General features: G+C 35.4%; 20 protein-coding genes and 1 pseudogene. 17 read left to right on the top strand and 4 right to left on the bottom strand.

Going from position 1 to position 22869, the window contains the following annotated elements; genetic code table 11:
• Window positions 1–444 (top strand): hypothetical protein (locus A0F92_RS13360; RefSeq protein WP_253810470.1); only part of this gene is annotated, 444 nt, incomplete at its 5' end.
• Window positions 445–604: 160 nt separating this feature from the next.
• Entirely contained in the window at window positions 605–2503 is a 1899-nt protein-coding gene (gene htpG, locus A0F92_RS13355; protein ID WP_068247074.1) for a molecular chaperone HtpG, read from the top strand.
• A 96-nt stretch (window positions 2504–2599) separates the two neighbouring features.
• On the opposite strand, the gene A0F92_RS13350 is transcribed toward htpG, so the two are convergent.
• The 3 genes from A0F92_RS13350 to A0F92_RS13340 form a co-directional block, all read right to left on the bottom strand.
• Window positions 2600–3292, bottom strand: coding sequence for a methyltransferase domain-containing protein (locus tag A0F92_RS13350; RefSeq protein ID WP_068247071.1), 693 nt, complete (start codon window positions 3290–3292; stop codon window positions 2600–2602).
• Between the two features lie 115 nt (window positions 3293–3407).
• A complete protein-coding gene (gene recJ, locus A0F92_RS13345; RefSeq protein WP_068247068.1) occupies window positions 3408–5105 on the bottom strand; it encodes a single-stranded-DNA-specific exonuclease RecJ in 1698 nt (565 codons plus the stop codon).
• A gap of 174 nt (window positions 5106–5279) precedes the next feature.
• Window positions 5280–6242 (bottom strand): polyprenyl synthetase family protein, encoded by a 963-nt coding sequence (locus A0F92_RS13340; RefSeq protein ID WP_068247066.1) that lies wholly within the window; start codon window positions 6240–6242, stop codon window positions 5280–5282.
• Between the two features lie 150 nt (window positions 6243–6392).
• Here A0F92_RS13340 and A0F92_RS13335 point away from each other — a divergent pair.
• The 10 genes and pseudogenes from A0F92_RS13335 to A0F92_RS13290 all read left to right on the top strand — a co-directional run bounded on the left by A0F92_RS13335 (window position 6393) and on the right by A0F92_RS13290 (window position 15920).
• Window positions 6393–7224, top strand: a pseudogene (locus A0F92_RS13335) (IS982 family transposase).
• A 174-nt stretch (window positions 7225–7398) separates the two neighbouring features.
• The gene (locus A0F92_RS13330) at window positions 7399–8910 is read left to right on the top strand and encodes an OmpA family protein (RefSeq protein ID WP_068247063.1); all 1512 of its coding nucleotides are present in this window, start codon (window positions 7399–7401) and stop codon (window positions 8908–8910) included.
• A gap of 196 nt (window positions 8911–9106) precedes the next feature.
• Window positions 9107–9958 carry an outer membrane protein assembly factor BamD gene (locus tag A0F92_RS13325; RefSeq protein WP_068247060.1) on the top strand — a complete coding sequence of 284 codons (852 nt, stop codon included), beginning with the start codon at window positions 9107–9109 and terminating at the stop codon, window positions 9956–9958.
• Window positions 9927–10271, top strand: coding sequence for a DNA-directed RNA polymerase subunit omega (locus A0F92_RS13320; protein ID WP_068247057.1), 345 nt, complete (start codon window positions 9927–9929; stop codon window positions 10269–10271). The genes A0F92_RS13325 and A0F92_RS13320 overlap by 32 nt, the downstream gene beginning before the upstream one ends.
• Before the next feature lie 80 nt (window positions 10272–10351).
• The gene (gene coaBC, locus A0F92_RS13315) at window positions 10352–11554 is read left to right on the top strand and encodes a bifunctional phosphopantothenoylcysteine decarboxylase/phosphopantothenate--cysteine ligase CoaBC (RefSeq protein WP_068247054.1); all 1203 of its coding nucleotides are present in this window, start codon (window positions 10352–10354) and stop codon (window positions 11552–11554) included.
• The gene (gene porD, locus A0F92_RS13310; RefSeq protein WP_068247050.1) at window positions 11547–12470 is read left to right on the top strand and encodes a type IX secretion system protein PorD; all 924 of its coding nucleotides are present in this window, start codon (window positions 11547–11549) and stop codon (window positions 12468–12470) included. Before coaBC ends, porD begins: the two co-directional genes overlap by 8 nt.
• Window positions 12471–12592: 122 nt before the next feature.
• Window positions 12593–12913 carry a DUF4296 domain-containing protein gene (locus A0F92_RS13305; protein WP_068247047.1) on the top strand — a complete coding sequence of 107 codons (321 nt, stop codon included), beginning with the start codon at window positions 12593–12595 and terminating at the stop codon, window positions 12911–12913.
• Between the two features lie 167 nt (window positions 12914–13080).
• Window positions 13081–13776, top strand: coding sequence for a CoA transferase subunit A (locus A0F92_RS13300; RefSeq protein ID WP_068247044.1), 696 nt, complete (start codon window positions 13081–13083; stop codon window positions 13774–13776).
• Between the two features lie 45 nt (window positions 13777–13821).
• Window positions 13822–14478 (top strand): CoA transferase subunit B, encoded by a 657-nt coding sequence (locus tag A0F92_RS13295; protein ID WP_068247041.1) that lies wholly within the window; start codon window positions 13822–13824, stop codon window positions 14476–14478.
• A 110-nt stretch (window positions 14479–14588) separates the two neighbouring features.
• Entirely contained in the window at window positions 14589–15920 is a 1332-nt protein-coding gene (locus A0F92_RS13290; protein WP_253810466.1) for a sensor histidine kinase, read from the top strand.
• Here the strand turns inward: A0F92_RS13290 and A0F92_RS13285 are convergent.
• Window positions 15917–17173, bottom strand: a complete 1257-nt coding sequence (locus A0F92_RS13285) for an S-adenosylmethionine:tRNA ribosyltransferase-isomerase (RefSeq protein WP_068247039.1) — start codon at window positions 17171–17173, stop codon at window positions 15917–15919. The two genes, A0F92_RS13290 and A0F92_RS13285, sit on opposite strands and share 4 nt — an antisense overlap.
• 364 nt (window positions 17174–17537) lie before the next feature.
• Between A0F92_RS13285 and mraZ the strand changes: the two genes are divergently transcribed.
• The 5 genes from mraZ to A0F92_RS13260 are packed head-to-tail and all read left to right on the top strand — an operon-like array spanning window position 17538 to window position 22854.
• Complete coding sequence (gene mraZ / locus A0F92_RS13280) at window positions 17538–17996, top strand: division/cell wall cluster transcriptional repressor MraZ (protein ID WP_068247036.1); 459 nt, start codon at window positions 17538–17540, stop codon at window positions 17994–17996.
• A 30-nt stretch (window positions 17997–18026) separates the two neighbouring features.
• Window positions 18027–18926 (top strand): 16S rRNA (cytosine(1402)-N(4))-methyltransferase RsmH, encoded by a 900-nt coding sequence (gene rsmH / locus A0F92_RS13275; protein ID WP_068247033.1) that lies wholly within the window; start codon window positions 18027–18029, stop codon window positions 18924–18926.
• A gap of 17 nt (window positions 18927–18943) precedes the next feature.
• Window positions 18944–19273: an FtsL-like putative cell division protein gene (locus tag A0F92_RS13270; protein WP_068247030.1), complete on the top strand. Its 330-nt coding sequence runs from the start codon at window positions 18944–18946 to the stop codon at window positions 19271–19273.
• A 6-nt stretch (window positions 19274–19279) separates the two neighbouring features.
• Entirely contained in the window at window positions 19280–21388 is a 2109-nt protein-coding gene (locus tag A0F92_RS13265; protein ID WP_068247027.1) for a penicillin-binding protein, read from the top strand.
• Between the two features lie 5 nt (window positions 21389–21393).
• A complete protein-coding gene (locus tag A0F92_RS13260) occupies window positions 21394–22854 on the top strand; it encodes a UDP-N-acetylmuramoyl-L-alanyl-D-glutamate--2,6-diaminopimelate ligase (RefSeq protein WP_068247024.1) in 1461 nt (486 codons plus the stop codon).
• Window positions 22855–22869: the final 15 nt, after the last annotated feature.

Raw genomic sequence — 22869 nt, 5'->3', positions numbered from 1 at the left:
GCAATTGGCCTTCCTGCAAATGCAACCACTACGCAACAAGACAATGCCATGAACAGGGCGGTAGCTCTTCGGCAAACCGGAACCGGTGGTTATGATCCTGGTGCTGCATTTGTGCTGCATCTGGCAAATACCTCTGGTAAAAAAAATATACAGTTAGCGTTTGAATGGCAATCGCTCGATCAGAATAGTACCCGAACCTCTAATTGGGTAATTGAATATGCTTTGGGTGAAAATCCAACCATATTTAATACAATTACCTCAACCGGATCGCTTCAGTCAGGTAATGGTCAGTTTGGATCACAGCCTATTCAGGTAAATTTTGGTTCGCTGCTCAACAATATTCCTACAGAAGTTTGGATACGAGTTGTTTCTAAAACGGCCACTTCGGGTACAGGAAGCAGACCGGTAACAGCATTAGATGATCTGAAATTGAGTTGGGAATAAATGCTAATGCTTGTCAGCTTGTCAGTTCAACCTCTTTTGGTATTTAATTTGTCTACATTAAACAGGCTTTTATTTTCGATGGAAACAGGTGATGCATCTTCCATTTAGAACGCAAAAGCCTGTCAAAATTTCAATTCCAAAGTTTTCAAATACAATTGTTATGCAAAAAGGACAAATTAGGGTACAAACCGAAAACATCTTCCCAATTATTAAGAAATTTCTTTACAGTGATCATGAAATTTTTCTTCGGGAATTGGTAAGTAATGCAGTTGATGCCGTTCAAAAGTTAAAAACACTGGCCTCTATCGGAGAATTTAAAGGTGAATTGGGCGATTTGAAAATAGAAGTTGAACTGGATGCAAAAGAAAAAACCATTACCATTACCGATACTGGTGTGGGTATGACCAAAGAAGAAGTAGATAAATACCTGAATCAGGTAGCTTTTAGCGGCGCGGAAGAATTTTTGGCTAAATATAAAGATGCCAACATTATTGGACATTTTGGTTTGGGTTTTTACAGCTCATTTATGGTGGCTGAAAAAGTAGAATTGTTAACCCAAAGCTATACTGCCGAAGCGCCAACCGTTTATTGGAGTTGTGATGGTAGCCCGGAATTTGAATTGTATGAAGTTGAAAAAAGGAATCGGGGAACAAAAATTATATTACATGTAGGGGAAGATAGTAAAGAATTTTTGGATGCATACAGGTTAAAAGGAATACTTGAAAAATTCTGTAAATTTTTACCGGTACCCATTTATTTTAATGATGTTGCTGCCGAAAAGAAAGAAGATGAGGAAATAAAACCTATTAATAATACAGCACCTATTTGGACCAAAAAGCCAAATGAATTAAATAAAGAAGATTACGAAAAATTTTATAAGGAATTATATCCTTTTGGTGAAACGCCATTGTTCTGGATACACCTGAATGTAGATTATCCGTTTAATTTAACCGGCATTTTATACTTTCCGAAAATTAAGCAGAGTTACGAAATACAAAAAGACAAAATACAGTTGTATAGCAATCAGGTATTTGTAACCGATGAGGTGAAAGATATTGTTCCCGAATTTTTAATGTTACTGCATGGTGTAATTGATAGCCCGGATATTCCATTAAACGTAAGCCGCAGTTATTTACAAGGCGATCCGAATGTTCGAAAAATAAACAACCACATTACCAAGAAAGTGGCCGATAAGTTAGAAGAAATTTTTAATAATGATCGTGCTTCATTTGAAGAGAAGTGGGAAAGCCTTGGCTTATTTGTGAAGTATGGTATGATGACGGATGATAAGTTTTTAGAGAAGGCCAATCGTTTCCTCATTATGGAAGAGGCAGTGTTAGAAGATACCGCAAAAAGCGAAGCAGAAAAAACAAAAGCTAAATTTTATACTTTAGAGGAATACAAGAATGCAACGAATGCATTACAAAAAAATAAAGATGGTAAAAATGTAATTTTATACACTACCCAACCGGTACAGCAACACGCTTTTATTAAAGCCTGTGCAGATAAAGGCTATGTAGTAGTTAAAATGGAAACATTGGTAGATGCGGCTTTCATTAATACAATGGAAATGAAATGGGAAAATGTACATTTTGTGAGAGTGGACGCAGATATTGTAGATAATTTGATTGATAAACAGGAACACAATGAAATGGTACTTTCAAAAGATGAGCAGGAAAATCTGAAAAATCTCTTTAGTTTTCCCATCAACGATTTACATGTTACAGTAGAGCTAAAAGGGTTAAGTCCACAAAGTAAACCCGTTGTAGCTACCAGGCCCGAATTTATGCGTCGTATGAAAGATATGGGTGCTGTTGGCGGTGGTATGGCATCATTCTATGCGCAAATGCCCGATGAAGTTACACTTACCGTTAATGGTAATCATCCAATTTTTCAACATATTTTGAAGTTGGATGATAAAGAAAAACAGGAAAAGCAGGTAAGAAATCTGGCAGATTTAGCGCTATTATCGCAAGGCTTGTTAAAAGGAAATTATTTAACCGGATTTATTGATCGTAATATTGAACTCATGCATCAGCAGACAGAGGCTTCTGCATAAAACTTTGTATTTTTTTCAGGGAGGCTGTATCAAAAGTGCTATGCAGCCTCTTTTTATTCGGTAAGGGGATGGAGAAAATTTTCGTTTATGCAAATCTCAGCCCCTTCTTTTTGCTTTAGATACATCCTCTTTTTTTAGAATACTGATTTCCATATATTTCTGAATTCGTTGATGGAATGTTTCAGTATACCCTTTTTCAAGAAATAAATTTTTGTGCATGGGGGTTATGTAGATAACTTCAATAGATCGTGGATGTTCGAGCAGACTTTTATCGATATTCAAAACAACCTGCTGCATAATCATTTTATCAAAAGGATTGTAAAAGAATAAGCAATTTGCGGTAGATGGGATTGGAGTGTAAAAGGCATCGTTATTTATCAAATGAAAATTTACATGCGGAAACAAATGTTGCGTTACGGCAATATTATTTTGCGCATCCTTATACAATTGCGGTGATAGTTCAATTCCGGTAATGTTGTTGAAACCAAAATGAGCTGCAACACATAAGGCTCTTCCTTTGCCACATCCAAAATCTATGAAATGCAAATGTGGTAACTGTAATTGTTGAAATCCGGTTTCTAAAAGTGTAAAATCGGCGGGCATATAAATACTTGCGTGCTCTATGTCTACATCAGTAAGTGCTAAATGTTTTAATTCATCATAGCCGGTTGAATGAATGCTATATTTTTTTTCTCCGCGCCGTTCGTTTCTAACAATATACCAGGCAATTCTAGTATTCCAGTTAATGGCAATGTACCAGAAATAAGATATGTATTGCAATATTTTCATCTGCAAATATTTTTGGTGTGAACACAGGAACAATGCTGTTTTTGAATAAAGTTTCTCAAATGTTCTATTTAAAATTGTGAAAAAATAATACTACTTTTTTACTGCGATGTACAATTTATTTTGACGGTCTAATATCCATTACCCGTAATTGTAATTTTTTTTCTCCCATATATTCATTCAGGTCAATTGTGCAAACAACATCTATAGGCTGTTGTGCTTCTAATAAAGAAAAAAAATGCGCCATATTAAAGCCAATGCCGGTAATAGTACTATTATTTTGTTTTAATACAAAGCGAATGTGTTCCTCTTTTATAATTTTAGAGTAGCCGGTATCAGTAAGTTTTTCTATCATAAAAACAGGTTGCATGTTTTCCGGTCCAAAAGGCTCCATTTGGCAAATGATATTATAGAACCCCATTGTAATATCATTGAGTGTAATCACCGCATCAACTATAATTTCGGGGGTAAGCAGATCTGGATCAATGGTTTCATTTACAATGGCTTCAAATGCATTGCTGAATGTAATTAAGTTTTCGGGTTTTAAAGTTAATCCTGCAGCGGCAAAATGGCCGCCATAACCAATTAAATAATCCCTGCAGGCATGAATGGCTTCATACAGGTTAAAACCGGCCACACTTCTTGCACTGCCGGTAAGGTATTCGCCACTTTTGGTTAGTACAATTGTGGGGCGATAATGTTTTTCAATTAATCTGCTTGCCACAATGCCTACTACTCCTTTATGCCAGTGTTCCTGATATACTACGGTCGTTTTTTTATGTGTGTGATTTGCATCATCCTGAATTAATGCCAGTGCTTCTGCTGTAATAGTGGTATCTGCTTCTTTTCGGTCAGTATTGTCGTTGTGCAACATTTCTGCTAATTGCAATGCTGCTTGCATATCCTGTTCAATGAATAACTGAACGGCTTTTTTAGCATCATCCATTCTACCGGCTGCATTTACTCTTGGAGCAATAATGAAAACAAGATTATTAATATGTAGTTCTTTTTGCATGCCGGCAAGTTGCAACAGGGCTTTAACGCCTATACAAGGGTTTTCATTTACTTTTTTTAATCCAAAATAAGCCAGTGTTCTGTTTTCCCCTGTAAGGGGCACAATATCTGCAGCAATGGCACAGGCAACCAAATCAATATATTGAAATGGTATTGTATCAGATAATCCGAGTTTTTCAGCCAATGCTGTAATTAATTTAAACCCTACTCCGCAACCACACAGTTCTTTGTAGGGATAAGCACAATTTTTTTGTTTCGGATTAAGGATGGCAACCGCAGGGGGTAGTTGTTTGTCTGGTAAATGGTGGTCGCAAACAATAAAATCTATTGATAGATCTTTTGCATATTGAATAAGTTCTATGCTTTTTATACCACAGTCTAATGAAATAATTAATGAAAATCCATGCTCTTGGGCATAATGAATGCCTTGTTGACTAACTCCATATCCTTCCCTGTAACGATGGGGAATATAAAAAGCCACATTCGGATAAACAGATTGTAAGAATCGGAACATGCAGGCAACAGAAGTGGTGCCATCTACATCGTAATCGCCATACACTAAAATTTTTTCGTTTTGTTGAAAAGCATTCAGAATACGCTGTACAGCCTTATCCATATCTTTCATTAGCCAGGGGCTGTGTAAATCGGTTAATTGTGGGCGAAAAAATTGTTTGGCTTTCTCAAAATTATCAATACCTCTTTGAACCAAAATTTGGCAGATAACCTGATTTACTTTTAAAGAAGATTGTAATTGCAAAACAGCATTGGCATCCCAAACGGGCATTTTCCATCGTTTCTCCATATTTAAATTACTTCATTGGTACAACAAACAATGGGAATGAAGATATCATTTAATTTTATACAATCCATTTTCAGGCTCTGGCTTTTCAATGAATAAAAAAAACAGTTACTGCATGAAGAACCAATGTATATGCTGATGTTTCTGAAAATGATTAGGTAAAAAATAAGTGAGGTACTAATATTTTCTGTCTGTAGTAAAACGAACCAATTCTTCTAATGCACTGCGTACTTCTGATTCAGGAAATTGGTGTAAAATTTTTAAAGCTTCATCCCTGTATTGATTCATGATTTCAATGGTGTATTGAATACCGCCGTGTTTCATGACTTCTTGAATCACCTGTTGCACTTTTACCTTATTTTTATTTTCGTTTTTCAGTATGTACATCAAAGCTTTCCTTTCCTTTATAGGTATATTATTCAAGGTATAAATGAGTGGTAAGGTTAATTTTTTTTCTTTTATATCATTGCCGGTTGGTTTGCCTATATTATAAGTGCCATAATCAAAAAGGTCGTCTTTTATTTGGAACGCCATGCCTACTTTTTCGCCAAACAAACGCATTTGTTCAATTTGCTCCGGATTATTGAATGTGGTAGAGGCACCCGCTGCACAGGCAGAGGCTAATAATGAGGCAGTTTTTCCTTTAATAATGTTAAAATAAATGGCCTCATTTATATTCAGGTTTCGCGATTTTTCCATTTGCAACAATTCGCCTTCACTCATTTGTTTAACTGCCTCTGACATAATTTGTAAAACGCCAAAATCATGATTGCTCAGCGAAAGCAATAAACCTTTTGATAAAAGGTAATCGCCTACTAAAACGGCAACTTTATTTTTCCATAAGGCATTGATGGAAAAAAAACCACGTCTTTCCATTGATTCATCCACCACATCATCATGTACCAAAGTGGCCGTATGCAATAATTCTACCAAAGAAGCGGCCCTATATGTACTTTTATTTACCGGTGCCCCTAGTTTGGCGCTGAGTAAAACAAACATAGGCCGCAATTGCTTTCCTTTTCTTTTAACAATATAATGCATAATCCGATCTAACAGCGGTACCCTGCTTTGTACAGCCTCTTTAAAGTGCTTTTCAAATTCATCCAACTCGTCTTTTATTACCTGAAGGGCTAATTTCATAGCTTTTTGTATAGTGGTGCAATATAATAATTATGTGCAGCAGAATGATATAGTGTGTTAAATAACCCAAGTTGCTAGTTATAAAATAAAAAAGGTGAGCATGGATAAGGATTATTTTTGAGTTACCACACTTAAAAACAATTTACCATTATGCTCACCGAAGATAAGATTATAAGGATTTATTGTATTGTAGATGATATTTTAAAATCCATTGGCCATGTAGAAGATATCAGACGAAAGGTTTAGTGACAGCGAGATAATAACAACGGCGATTGTTTCAGCTCTTTATTTTGGAGGACATTTAGATAATGCCCGAGGTTTTATGAAGATGACAAAATTAGTTCCGGGTATGCTTGACAAAAGTTGTTTTAACCGGCGGCTGCATGATTTAGGTGAGTTTCTTTTCTCTATGTTTTATCAAATTGGCCACTATCTGAAAAGCATGGCAGGTGCATCAGAATATGTTATTGATTCATTTCCTGTAGCAGTTTGTGATAACATTCCTATCAGCCGTTGTAAGCTGTTAAAAGGGAAACAATGGAGAGGTAAACAAAGCAGTATGCGAAGGTATTTTTATGGTGTTAAAGTACAGGTTTTGGTCAATAGCCACGGCATTCCGGTTGAATTTGGGTTTGTTCCGGGTTGTGAAAGCGATGTACAGGCATTAAAGAAATTACCATTGGCTGTAGCAGCTGAGAGCAAGAAATATGGAGATGCAGCTTACACAGATTATCAGGCCGAAGATGATATGAGAGAAGTAGAATTAATAGACCTGATGATTCAGCGAAAAAGTAATTCTTTGAGAAAAGATGAGCCATGGATAAGGTTTATAAAAGAACAAATGAGAAAAGGGATAGAAACCTGTTTTAGTGAAATCAAAGCTTTGTTCTTGAGAAAAATACATGCAGTAACCTTTAAAGGATTTCTGCTCAAACTGGTGATGTTTATTTTGGCATTTACGCTAAATAAAATCACTAATTAACTAGCAACTTAAATTAATTAGCCATAACTTACAATAATTTTGCAGATGCAACGTTTTTCAGAAATAAACTGTCTTTTTCAGGCAGTTCTGTAAAAACATAATATAAAATTTGATTGTTCATTCCGATTACAATACTTTTGTCGGGAATTTTATCATCAACATTAAACATAAGCTATGGCAAGCAAAAAGTACATTTCGTTATTTGCAGCAATGTTTGTTCTGTTTCAGAGCATTGGATTTGCGCAAACATCAACTGATTGGGGTTGGGACTGGAAAGACAGTTCTAAAGTTCCTACTAAAAGGATACCTCAGTACAATGAGTTTCTAAACAACCAATACCCTTACCCGGCTAAGCCCCGCGATCAGTGGGAGTTAGGTTTAAGTGCCGGTAGTTCATTCATTTTAGGTGACCGGGCCATTTTAACTGGCGGATACAATGGTGGTATTGTAGGTGGAATTTCTCTTCGTAAATCCATCAGTCATGTATTCTCGATTAGAGGTGCTTACAATGGTTCCATTGTTTCTATTCCCAGCAGTAAAGCTACCGTATGGGCTAAAAACTACACCCACATGGGTTCTATTGATGCCATCGCGTCTTTAAACTCTATAAGTCATTACAGAGGCAATCCAAAATGGGATGTTTATGTTTTTGGAGGTTATTCTTTAATTTATACCAGAGTAATGACCAACCAAGGTGGTTCACTGCATAACTTGTATTATCCACAAACTAATTTAATTGGTACCTCTAATTTTCCCAATGATGTACCTCCTGTAAATGGCAGACATACCTGGGCTTTAATGCATGGCTTAAGCTATGGTGGTGGTGTATCTTATAAAATCAGCAACCGTGTAAATATCGGAATTGAACAAAGATTCACTGTTCCCATGTTCGGTAATGATTATTTAGATGGTAACAAAGTAGGTAATTCAGGAGACCAATACAGCTTCTCAACTGCTCATTTAAACATTAACTTAGGTAAAACTGCCAAAAGAGTACAACCCTTATGGTGGATTAACCCTTACAATTATGAGTACAATGAGCTGAATAGCCCCAAGCATATGAAAATGCCAAAGGTTATATTGCCTGATGCCGATGGCGATGGTGTAACTGATCAATTCGACTTAGAACCCAATACACCAGCCGGTGCACCTGTTGATAGCCATGGTAGAGCAAAAGATACTGATGGTGATGGCGTTCCTGACTACAGAGATAAAGAAATTTTAACACCACAAAGTTGTTTCCCGGTAAATGCAGATGGTGTTGGTACTTGTCCTGAACCAGCTTGTTGCAAAGAGTTAAGAGATATGATTGCAAACATGCAAAAAGCACCGGTTTGTAACATTAGTAGCTTACCTAGCGTACAATTTAAAAGAGGTGATAAATTAACCAAAGAAGCAATGCAATTATTGGATGCTGCCGCCGCAAGCATTAAAGCAAACCCAGATTGTAAAGTAAAAGTAATTGGTCACCCCGCTGCCAGCAAAGCTGCTCAGCAAATGGCATGGGAAAGAGTAAATGCCGTAATTAAATATCTGGTTGATAAACAAGGTATTTCTGAAAGCAGATTTATTTTCTCTTACGATGGCGGTTCTGGTGATGCTAATACCATTGATTTACAAGGTACTACTGAAGAAGGACCAAATACTGTTCCTGCTCCACATCCAAATTTAAGAAGCAGAAACTAAATTAAAAGTCATATTTTTAAAAAAGCCCCATTTTTGGGGCTTTTTTAATGTTTAGAAATAATATGGAAACGCTTTTATTCTATCACCTATAATAAATTTATTTTCCTGTAAATGGGGGATGTGTTTCAAGAATATTAACGTATGTTTTAAACCTGCGTACTTATATTGCCAAAATTATTTACCTTTGCAAACTTGTATGAAGAAACTTGTATTGTTTTCATTAATCATTTTAGGATTTGCTGCTTGTTCCAGAAAAGGAGTGAAGCTTCAAAAAAGTCACCGATTCTCGCAGATTTTGAAGAGCAAGGATATTGACTATAAATTCAAAATGGCGGAGCAATATTACGTAAACAAAAAATATAATTTTGCTCAACAGCTTTTTGAAGATTTGTTCCCTTATGTAAAAGGAACCGATCGGTATGAAGATATGTACTACAAACTGGCTTATTGTTATTATTATCAAAAAGATTATTTGAACGCTGAAAATTATTTTAAAACATTCACTGAAACGTTTCCTTCTAGTGCAAAAAGCGAAGAGTGTGAGTACATGCGGGCATATACTTATTATAAGCAATCGCCCAAACCGGAATTAGATCAAACAAATACCAATAAGGCAATCGGTTTAATGCAGGCATTCATTAACATGCACCCCGGTTCACCTAAAATAAAAGAGGCAAATAATATTATTGATTTATGTCGGGAAAAATTAGAAACAAAAGATTTTTTAAATGCCCAGCTCTATTATAATTTAGGTTATTTTAAGGCAGCTGCTATAACATTTTCAGGAGTTTTAGATAATTATCCCGATTCAAAAAATGGTGATTTATATAAATATCAGTCAGTACGTTCATATTTTAAATATGCCGAAATGAGTTATCCTGATAAACAATTGGAAAGATTTGAAAAAGTAAAAGCCGATTGTTCAGATTTTTTGGATCGTTTTCAGGGAAGTAAATACACTACAGAAATTACAAAAATTAATACAGAAACAAATAATTTAATTAAAAACCTACAAAATGAGCAAACTAAGAAGACAGCTCAGCGCTAATATACCTAGCTCTGTTGAACCTAAAAGTTTGAAAGATATTAAAGATATCACCGGTAATCTTTATGAGTCTATTGCAATTGTTGCCAGAAGGGCCAATCAAATTAACATTACCATTCGGGAAGAGTTGCATAATAAATTAGATGAATTTGCCAGCCATACCGACAGTCTGGAAGAAATTCATGAAAATAAAGAACAAATAGAGATTTCTCGTGCCTACGAGAAAATGCCCAATCCGGCAATTCTTGCTTTAAATGAATTTATGGAAGGAAAAATTTACTACCGTTTAAACAACGATAACGATTTATTCAGATAAATCAACAAATTGTATTAAAATTGATAAAAGGGCAGTATATATACTGCCTTTTTTGTTATTTGCACTTTAATTAAAATACCATGTTGAAGGGGAAAAAAATATTAATAGGTATTACCGGTAGTATTGCTGCCTATAAAATAATTTATTTGGTTCGGTTGCTGGTAAAATCCGGTGCAGAAGTAAAGGTTATTATGACTGCATCTGCAAAAAATTTTGTGAGTCCGTTGGTATTAGAAACACTCAGTAAAAATGCGGTATTAGAAAATTTAACCGAATCGTCAACCTGGGCAAACCATGTGGCGTTAGGCCGTTGGGCCGATGTATTTTTAATTGCACCACTCAGTGCAAATAGTCTTGCAAAAATTGCCAACGGAATATGCGATAATTTATTGATGGCCGTTTATCTTTCTGCTACTTGTCCGGTTGTAGCGGCTCCTGCTATGGACGAAGACATGTGGTTACATCCTGCTACAAAACGAAATATTCAACATGCAGCATCAGATGGCGTTCATTTTATTCCTATTGAAAATGGTGAGTTGGCCAGTGGCTTAGTAGGTGAGGGCCGAATGGCTGAACCTGAAACCATTGTAAACTTTTTAATTAGTCAGTTTTTTAGAGGTACATTATTAAAAAACAAAACTGTTCTAGTAACTGCCGGTCCTACTTATGAACCAATAGACCCTGTTCGATTTATTGGAAATCATTCTTCCGGAAAAATGGGTTTCGCCATAGCTGAAGCCTGTTATCTGGAAGGTGCCAACGTTGTTTTAATAACCGGCCCCACTGCATTGTATTCTTCATTCAAAGAAATTAAGTTGGTTCATATTACTACTGCCAATGAATTGTTGGAACAATGCATGATAGAAGCGCCGCAAGCACAAATTATTATCATGAATGCAGCTGTGGCAGATTATACACCACTAAAAAAAGCACCTCAAAAAATTAAAAAGGATAAAAACGAATCGGAATGGCTTCTTCCATTGGTTAAAACTATTGATATCCTTGCATTGCTCGGAAAGCAGAAAACTGCGCATCAATACATTATGGGTTTTGCCTTAGAAACAGAGCAAGAACTTAAAAATTCCTTAGAAAAATTAAATGTAAAAAAACTTGATAGTATTGTACTAAATTCACTCAATGATGCACAAGCCGGTTTTGGATATGACACCAATCAAATTACCATTATTTCAAAAAATGGCAGAACAGAAAAGATGGCATTAAAGTCTAAAACAGAACTGGCAAAAGACATTGTTTTATACATAAGTGAAGAATTAGATGCGTAGCATATTTATCATATTTTTATTGCTTTGCTTGGGTGTAAGTACTGGCATTACAGCACAGGAATTACAGGCCAAAGTAACCATTAATGCAAGCAGGGTAAATACTACCATCGATAAAAAAATATTCAATACACTTCAATCGCAATTAACCAATTTTTTAAATAGCAGGAAGTGGACAGATGATCAATTTAATCCTGCTGAAAAAATTGGTTGCAGTTTTTTATTCAATATTGAATCAATGCCACAAACCAATGTATTTAGTGCATCATTGATTATTCAGGCAGCAAGGCCGGTATACAATAGTACCTATCAGGCAGCATTGGTAAATTTTCAAGATCCGGATGTAACATTCAAGTACATAGAATTTCAACCCATAGAATTTAATGATAGCAGAATACAGGGCAATGACCCTTTGGTAGCTAACTTAACTGCTGTGCTGGCTTATTATGCCTATGTAATCATTGGATTGGATTATGATTCATTTGCTCCCAAAGCAGGACAACCCTATTTTTTAAAAGCACAAAATATAGTAAACAATGCACCTGAAGATGCCAGCATTAACGGATGGCGTGCATTTGATGGATTGAGAAACAGATATTGGCTGGTAGATAATTTAACCAACAATGCCAACAATATTATTCATACTGTAATTTATGATTATTACCGATTGGGACTTGATAATATGTATGATAATGAATCGCAGGCACGCTCCGGAATTTTACAGGCTTTGAATTTATTACAATCATTTAACAGAGAACATCCCAATACCATGTTTGTTCAATTTTTTATGCAAACAAAAGTGCAGGAATTAATTGGCCTTTTTGTAAAAGCAAATCCCGATGACAAACTAAAAGCGCTGGATGTTTTTACCAATTTAGATGTTGGAAATGCAACAAAATATAAAGAACAATTACAATAATATAATTTAAAATGTATTGATAAAAAATAAAATAACTAAAGCTTATAAAATTTTGCCAAACACCTGCATGAATAGATAGAATGAAGAAGATATTAATGATAATTTGTTTAATAATTTGCCTGATGGCCTGTAATAACCATAAATCAGAAATGCCTGTACTGAATTTTGATACCATGAAAGTGGTAATGTGGGATTTGCTGAATGTAAATGAATGGAATAATATGAAAGCCGGGCAGGATACCGTTTTTAAAAAAATTAGAGACGACCGTAAACAATTTGAACAGGTTTTCTATTGGCATCATATTACCAAAAGCAGTTTTTATCATAGCCTTTCATATTATGAACAACATCCTGATAAAATGAAAAAACTAGTGGACTCACTTTCTGCATATGGTAGAAGAGTTACACTTAAATCTGTTGATACCCAACCTACTCATAAATAGCCACAGATTAATTTTTTATAGAACATCACGTTTTATGGCTTAATTATTTGCCTTATCTTGCATAAGAACGGTTATAATCAAATGCATCATACCATCTAAGCAGATGTTCAATTTTTTTTCGAATGATGCATGCATTGCTGTAATAAATATTTTAAAAATGGTAAGGTATGAATAAGGTTGTTTCAAATGCACAAGAAGCCATCAAAGATATTCATGACGGTGTCACCATTATGTTGGGTGGTTTTGGCTTAAATGGTATTCCTGAAAATAGTATTGCTGCCCTTGTACAAAAGGGTATTCGAAATTTAACCTGTATTTCCAATAATGCAGGAGTAGATGATTTTGGTTTAGGCCTTCTGCTGCAAAAAAAACAAATAAAAAAAATGATTAGCAGTTATGTAGGCGAGAATGCAGAGTTCGAAAGGCAATTATTGCAAGGAGAATTAGAAGTTGATTTAATTCCGCAAGGTACACTTGCCACAAGAATACAAATGGCAGCCATGGGAATACCTGCATTTTATACTCCTGCAGGTTTTGGTACTGAAGTAGCAGCTGGTAAAGAAGTGCGTTATTTTAATCAGAAACCTTATTTAATGGAATTGGCGCTCCACGCCGATTTTGCAATTGTAAAAGCCTGGAAGGGAGATGCATTGGGTAATCTTGTATTTAGAAAAACCACCCGTAATTTTTCCACTTCAATGGCCAAGGCAGGTACTATTACTATAGCAGAAGTAGAAGAACTGGTACCTCCCGGCGAAATAGATCCTGATCATGTACATGTTGCCGGCATCTATGTGCATAGAATATTTCAAGGGCAGCAGTACCAAAAAAGAATAGAAAAAAGAACAGTAAGAATGGGGTAACAAATATTTTTTCAACTTTCACAAATCATGATTAAATAATTTTTTATGGCATTAGATAAATATGGAATCGCCAAAAGAATTGCCCGGGAACTGCAAGACGGCATGTATGTTAATTTAGGTATTGGCATACCAACACTGGTTGCCAATTATGTTCCCGAAGCAATTACAGTGATTTTTCAATCAGAAAATGGTATTTTAGGTATGGGGCCTTATCCTGCCGAAGCTGAAATAGATCCTGATTTAATTAATGCCGGAAAAGAAACCGTAACACTCATTAAAGGTGCCGCTTTGTTTGATAGTGCAGAAAGTTTTGGCATGATTCGGGCAGGTAAAATAGATTTAACCGTGTTGGGTGCCATGGAAGTGAGTGAAAATGGAGATATTGCCAATTGGAAAATACCGGGTAAAATGGTGAAAGGAATGGGAGGAGCCATGGATTTAGTGGCCAGTGCCAAAAATATTATTGTAGCAATGATGCATACCAATCCAAAAGGTGAGAGCAAACTCTTGCCTGCGTGTACTTTGCCCCTTACCGGACTACGATGCGTGAAGAAAATTGTAACCGATTTAGCAGTATTAGAAATTACACCCAAAGGTTTTTTATTAAAAGAAAAGGCTCCGGGCGTATCTGTTGAAGAAATTAAAGCCAAAACATTGGGCAGGTTAGTTTGCCCGGCTAATGTTCCGGATATGCATATTTAACTTTCTGAGTAAACTCTTTTTATCTGGTATATCCGGTAAATAAGTTAAAAGCATGATAATAACCAACAGATTGTTTCATATTTCTTGTCAGGGTTTTATATTTGAAATACATGATGAAGAAAACATTACCGCTTATTGTTGTTTTGATATCTCTTTCCCTTTTCGGGCTTTTTCTTCTACAAGCATCCTGGTTAAAAAATTTACTGGCAGTAAGACAGGAACAGTTACAGCGAAATGTAAAAGAAGCTTGTGTAAATGTGGCCATTGATTTAAGTAAGAGTATGCATTATACCCCCTCGCTTCGTTTTCCAAAACGTCCCGGTTATAGAATTGCCAATGATTTTTTAAGTTTAATAAAACCACCTGCCATCAGCGATCGTTTTTCTCAACAAGATGTTGATCATAAATTACGCAGTGCATTTCACAAAGCCAATATTAAAGATTTGAATTTTGAATTTGCCATTACCAATAATAATGATGAAATAGAAATGAAATCAGCCGGTTTTGAAAAAGAGTTTTGGGATACCTTACACAACAGAAGAATTTTTGTGCCGGTAGTTCCGGAAACCGGCAGCGATTTAGAAGGGATTGGACCTTATGAAAATTTAATTATCATTGTTCCTGATTTTCAAAAACAGGTTTGGGATTCGCTGAAATGGATCATTGCCGGTGCTGCAGTTTTCATGCTTATAATTATTGCTGCTTTCTTTGTTACACTGCGAACACTTTTAAATCAAAAAAAATTGAGCGAAATTAAGAGTGATTTTATTAATAATATGACGCATGAGTTTAAAACACCATTGGCTACCATATCCTTGGCGGTTGATGCTATCAGAAATGAAAAAGTGCAGAGTGATAGAGAAAAGCTGAATTATTTCAGTGGCATTATCAAAGAAGAAAATAAAAGAATGAATAAGCATGTTGAAACCATATTGCAGGCTGCTATTACAGAAAAACAGGAGCTGCAATTAAAAAAGGTACAACTGCATTTGCATGAACTGATACGTAAAATAGTAGAAAATTATCAATTACAACTGAAGGAAAAAGAAGCCAAAGTAGTATTACAACTCAATGCAAAAAATGATATGCTGGTGGCCGATGAAGTTCATTTTTCCAACTTATTATCGAACCTGATTGATAATGCCATTAAATATTCAAAAAATAATCTTGAAATAAAAATTACAACACACAGTACCAATAAATATATTGTTATTATGATAGAAGATAATGGTATAGGGATGAGTAAGGAAACCATGAAGCGTGTCTTCGAAAAATTTTACAGGGCCCATACCGGTAATGTGCACAATGTAAAAGGGTTCGGCTTAGGCATGAGTTATGTTAAAACCGTAATTGATGCGCACAAGGGTAAAATAAGAGTGGATAGTACCCTTGGTAAGGGAACAACCTTTACTATAGAAATGCCTGTTGGTGTAACTGCTTAAATCCTCCAAAGCAAACTGCCATCACCATAACTTAAAAATCTGAAAGAATTGTTCAGTGCATAATCATAAACACGCTTCCAGTCATCACCAATCATCGCTGCAATTAATAACAGTAAAGTAGATTGTGGTTGATGAAAATTAGTAATAATACCTTTTGCTAATTTAAAATCATACCCTGGAACAATAATGATACTTGTTTTTGTAATGAGCCTTTCTTTACCCTGAACATCCATCCATTGTAGAATATAGTTAAGTGCCCGATTTATAGAAATATTTTCCTGTTGTTGATAGGGTAGCCATTGCTCTACCGTGATATCCTGTAAAGAATTGAGTGTTTTGTTTTTTTGGTAATACTGATGAATTTTTATACCAATCCAATAAAGCGATTCCAGGGTTCTTAATGAAGTGGTACCTACTGCAACAATTGGATGATTCAATTGTGTTTGTATATGTTGTATAAACTGTTTTGAAACATCTATAAACTCAGCATGCATTTCATGTGCGGCTAAATAAGCAGCTTTCACGGGTTTAAAGGTTCCGGCGCCAACATGTAATGTTACATAATCGGTTTGTATTCCTTTTTGTTTCAATGCATCCATTAATTCTGGTGTAAAATGAAGCCCTGCAGTAGGTGCTGCTACCGAACCATCTTTCTCAGCATAAATAGTCTGATACCGAATAGCATCTTCTTGTTCCGTTGCTCTGTTCAAGTAGGGGGGTAATGGTATAATACCGGCAAAATGCAATATTTCAGCGAAGCTGACATTTGCATCATTCCAATTAAATTCTACCAAATAAGTTCCTGCCTCGTCTAATACCTCTTTTTTTGCTGCTTGCAGCAATAGCGTACCGTTAGGCATTGTAATTACTTTTTCCAATATGGTTTCTTTCCATTTTTTTGCACCACCAACCAGGCATTTCCATTGCACACTACCGGTTTGTTGCATGGCTATTGTAATATCTTTATGCGTATCAAAAGGTTCTAAACAAAATATTTCAATAGTGCTGCCGGTTGATTTAGTGAATAACAATCTCGCTTCTACCACCTTTGTATTGTTGAAAATCAAAATACTATCTTCAGGTAAAAAATCAGGTAAATGCTGGTAGGTTGAGGTATGTATAGTTGATTGTTTGTATACTAATAATTTACTTTCATCACGTTTGGCTAACGGATATTTAGCAATCGCATTTTCCGGTAATTCATACTGGTATTCCTGAATAGCAATTTGTTGTGGATTAATAGATTTCTGCATAACAACAATAATATTTTACAACTGGTGTTTTGAAGGATTAATGTTCAATAAAGTATCCATTCATCCTTTTTTACTCAAGGTATAGCCATTTCGGCAAATACTGTTTTGGGTGGTTTTTATCATTTAAATTTTCAAAAATAAGTTTTGTAAACGCCTGTATTCACAGCATTTTTGCAGTTTATCCACACTAATTCACATCGAATTCACCTTAATTTCCATCAAAAATCGCTGAAAGCCAATGCAGGTAAGGATTTTGCTCTGTTATTTTCTGTGGATAAATAGAAGTACCTAAAATTTGCATTTAAAGTGGGGAAAAGTGTTATTTTGTGTAAATAAATGGTAATTTTAAACCACAATTTTAAAAATGAACGGATTCCACGGCGAATATGAGGCTACAGTTGATGCGAAAGGTCGCTTTCTGTTGCCCGGTGGCTTGAAAAAGCAGTTGCCGGAAGGGGAATCACGTTTTATCCTCAGTCGTGGTTTTGAAAAATGCCTAACACTATATCCTTTTAAAAGCTGGGAAGTCATTATTGCTAAGATTAATCGGTTGAATGATTTTGACCCAAAAGTACGTCAATTCCGTCGCCAGTTTTTAGGAGGTGCTACTGAAGTAGAATTAGATAGCGCTGGCCGTATGTTATTACCGGCATCTTTAAAGGAGTATGCAGGATTGCAAAAAGATATTGTATTAGCGGCAGCTATTGATCGTTTTGAAATTTGGGATGCAGGTAAATACAAACAGCTCTTTGAAGATTTTTCACCGGAAGCTTTTAGCGATTTAGCCAAAGAAGTAATGTTGGGTTTAGAAGGTGGTATATAATCATGGTTTTACATTTTTAATTGCGCTACAATGGATAATACTTACCATATACCAGTACTTCTTACAGAAACAATTGATATGCTGGCCATTCAACCCAATGGCATTTATGTTGATTGCACTTTTGGAGGAGGTGGACATTCTGCTGCAATTTTAAAGCACCTGAATGCGGAGGGTAGGTTATTTGCTTTTGATCAGGATGCAGATGCTTTTCAAAATTTTCCGCATGATGCACGTATGGTATTTGTTCCTGAAAATTTCAGACACATTCAACGATTTTTAAAATTGCATGGTGTGTTTCAGGTAGATGGTATCCTAGCCGATTTAGGTGTAAGCAGTCATCAGTTCAATGAAGCATCAAGGGGGTTTTCAATACGATTCGATGGGCCTTTAGATATGCGTATGGACGGTCGTTCTGAATTAACTGCTGAAAAAATTATTGCTACTTATTCTGAACACCAATTACACAAGTTATTTGAAAAATACGGTGAGGTTACCAATGCTAAAACTTTAGCCAAGCATATTGTTCAATACCGTCAACATACCTCCGTAAGCAATGTTGCACAGTTTAAAGCAGCTTTGGTAGAGATGGTAAAGGGTAATCCTAATAAGTATTTTGCTCAGGTTTTTCAGGCGCTGCGTATTGAGGTAAATGATGAATTGGGCGCATTGAATGATTTGTTAACACAATTGCCCAATGTGTTAAAAACAGGTGGCCGTGCGGCTTTTATTACTTTTCATTCATTAGAAGACAGGCTGGTGAAAAATTATTTTAAAGGAACAACAGTTGAAGATGAAAACCCTTTCATTTCAACACCCAAAAAACAGGAGTTTAAACTGATATCCAAAAAACCAATTGTGCCTTCTGAGAGTGAAATAAAAATGAATTCAAGAAGCAGAAGTGCCAAGCTAAGAGTAGCTGAAAAATTATAAAAGCATGATTCAATACCATGAATACGAATAATAAAACAGAAAATAAAAACGGAAAGCCATTGCAAAGGCTTTTTAATTCTGAATGGATTACCAATAATCTGCTTTTTATTTTATTCATTAGTTTTTTGGCAGTTTTGTATATCGCTAATGGCCATGTTGCTGATAAAACAATTCGAGATATCAGTAAAACAAAAAATGATATCAAAGATTTACAATATCAATACAAAACACTGAAAAGTGAAGTGATGTTTAAAACTGAAGAAACAGAAATTTTAAAAAAAGTTGAACCAATGGGTATTCAGATTAACAAAGAATTACCAGTTAAATTATATACTAAAAAAAATTAGTATAAAATGGATGTAAAACGCGACATATTATGGAGAGTATATCTAACCTACATTTTAATTGTAGCGGTTGGTATTACCATATTTGCCAAAGCCGTTTATATTCAGCAGGTACAGGGAAAATACTGGCAAAGTTTAAGCGACAGTTTGCATGAACGTTATGTAGAAACCGATGCAGAGCGAGGTACCATTTATAGTGAGGATGGCGAAATGTTAAGTACCAGTATTCCGCAATTTGATATATATGTAGATTTTGGCGCTGATGGATTACGTGAAAAAAATGGAAAAAGGTTCAGAGAAAATATTGATTCGCTCAGCATTTCACTCGCCAATCTTTTTAAAGATGAATCTGCCGCAGGTTATAAAAGAATTTTACTGAAAGGTTACAGAGCGAAGTTTCGTTATTTTTTATTAAAAAGAAGTATTACCTATCAGCAATACACAACACTAAAAAACTTTCCATTGGTTCGTTTGGGAAAAAATAAAAGCGGATTTATTGCTGATGATAAAAGTATCCGGCTCAATCCATATAAAATGCTGGCTTTTAGAACCATCGGCTTAGATCGGGATTCATTTAAAGTGGGATTGGAATTAAGTTATGATAGTATTTTACGTGGCAAATCAGGAAGCCGCCTTGTTCGATACATTGCAGGTGGAGTGGGAGTTCCGGTAGATGACGGTTACGAAACAGAAGCAATAAACGGAAAAGATATAATTACAAATATTGATGTGTTGATTCAGGAAGTTACCGAAAATGCACTCATGAAAATGTTGGTACAAAACGATGCACAACATGGTTGCGCCATTGTAATGGAAACAGCTACCGGTAAAATTAAAGCAATGGCCAACCTGGGTAAAGGTACTGATGGTAATTATTATGAAAATTATAACTATGCCATCAATGCATCAGAGCCTGGATCAACTTTTAAACTGGCAACATTAATGGCTTTATTAGAAGATAAAAAAATTACATTAGGTCAAACTGTAAACCTGCATGGCGGTACATTAAAAATTGCCGATAGAACCATTTATGATGCAGAACAACATGGACATTTTGAAGTTACTGCAAAACATGCATTTGAACTCAGTTCAAATGTTGGGATGGCCGAAATGGCGTTGGATGCCTATAAAAATAATCCACGATCATTCATTAAAAAATTACATGATTTTAGATTGGATGAAACTACCGGAATTGATTTGGTTGGAGAAAGAAATTCTACCATCATTAAACCCGGAAGCAGAAGTTGGAGTGCTACTACATTACCTTGGATGGCATTTGGATACAATGTGGAGGTTACGCCCTTGCAAACACTCACATTATACAATGCTATTGCCAACAACGGTGTAATGATGAAACCCTATTTGGTCAACGCAATTGTAGAAGAAGGTAATGTATTAAAGAAAATTGAACCAGTAACACTTATTGATAAAGTTTGCAGTAATACTACTTTAAAACAAGTTCAATCATGTTTGGAAGGCGTATGTACAAATGGTACTGCTAAAGAGCTTTTTAAAAATACACCCTATACTGTTGCAGGTAAAACCGGTACCGCTTTGGTAGCAGATGCAAATAAAGGATATGCAGATAAAGTTTATCAATCTTCATTTGCAGGTTATTTCCCCGCCAACAACCCGCAGTATACCTGCATTGTAGTAATCAAAAATAAGCCTTTTGCAAAAGTTTTTTATGGTGCAGCAGTGGCTGGTGTTGTGTTTAAAGAAATTGCAGACAGACTTTATACGCTTTATGTTAAACAGAGCAGCACCCGTTTTGCTGCTACTAAAAACGATAGCACCCATTTTAATTATGTAGGTTATAAAAATGATTTGTTGCGTATTACAAAATCACTCAAAATAAAAACAACTGATTCGGTTTCTGTTATAGACGATTGGGCTGGCATTGCCGGAACATCTGGTAGCGCAATTCTTTACAGTAAAAAAATTCAACCCTATCGCATGCCTTCATTAAAGGGTATGGGATTAAAAGATGTAATGTATTTATGCGGAAATATGGGGCTAAAAGTAAATGCAAAAGGAGTAGGTAAAGTAACTGATCAGTCTATTATGCCGGGTGAAACCATTTCAAAAGGGCAAACCTTAACTGTAGCATTAAATTAAACAGCATGAAGCTATTGCAGGACATATTATATAAAGTGCGTTTGCAGGAAGTATATGGTAATACCGATATGGAAATATCTGGTTTATATATTGATTCCCGCAAAGTAATAAGCAATGCTGTGTTTATTGCCATTAAAGGCGAACAGGCAGATGGCCATTTATTTATTGAGGCGGCTATTGCTAACGGTGCAATTGTTATTGTTGCTGAAGTATTACCACTTCAATTTGAAAAAGATATTACTTACATTAAAGTAAATAGTTCTCATGAAGCGGTAGCATTTATGGCTCATAATTTTTATGATTGTCCATCTGAAAAATTAACATTGGTGGGTGTAACCGGTACCAACGGAAAAACAACGGTAGCTACCTTGCTGTATAAACTTTTTTCAGGGTTGGGTTATTCATGCGGATTAATTAGTACTGTTCAGAATCAAATCAATCAAAACATTATTCCTGCCACACATACCACACCAGATGCCATCAGCTTAAATGCATTATTGCAAAGAATGGTTACTGAAAATTGTTCGCATGTGTTTATGGAATGCAGCAGTCATGCCATTCATCAACATAGAATAACCGGTCTGCAGTTCAAAGGCGCAATATTTACGAATATAACACTCGATCATTTAGATTATCACAAAACATTTGAAGAATATATCCGAGTTAAAAAAAGCTTTTTTGATAATTTAACAGAAAATGCTTTTGCACTTTCTAATAAAGATGATAAACGTGGTGAATTAATGTTGCAAAACACCAGAGCTGTAAAATATTATTACAGTTTAAAAGCCTCATCTGATTTTAAAGGAAAAATTTTAGATAATGCTTTAACGGGTTTACAAATGCTTATCAATAAGCAAGAGGTTCATTTCAGGCTTATTGGTGAATTTAATGCATACAATTTATTGGCTGTATATGGTACTGCATTATGTTTAAAAGAAGATTCCGAAAAAATATTAACTGTTCTCAGTGGTATAACCGGAGCAGAGGGAAGGTTTGATTACATTATAAGTAAAAATCAGGTTATAGGAATTGTTGATTATGCGCATACACCAGATGCTTTAGAAAATGTATTAACTACACTGATAAAATTAAAAAAAGATTTTCAGCAAATCATAACGGTAGTGGGTTGCGGTGGTGATAGGGATAAAACCAAAAGACCCATTATGGCGCAAGCAGCCTGCGATTTAAGCAGTAAAGCCATTTTTACCAGCGATAACCCAAGAACAGAAAATCCATTAGATATACTTGCTGATATGGAGAAAGGCTTAACCACTGCTGCAAAAAAAAAATATGTAACCATACCTGATAGAAAACAAGCGATTGAACAAGCCGTTAAAATGGCTAATTCAGGTGATATTATTCTGATTGCAGGAAAAGGTCACGAAAAATACCAGGAAATTAATGGCGTAAAATATCCGTTTGATGATAAACAAGTGTTACAGGAAATGTTTTCAAAATCTGAATGAATTAATATTTGACTG

This window comes from Hydrotalea flava (genome assembly GCF_001623405.1).
Lineage (GTDB): Bacteria > Bacteroidota > Bacteroidia > Chitinophagales > Chitinophagaceae > Hydrotalea > Hydrotalea flava.
The sequence above is the reverse complement of the archived record's forward strand: the minus strand, read 5'-3'. Positions and strand labels throughout refer to the sequence as shown.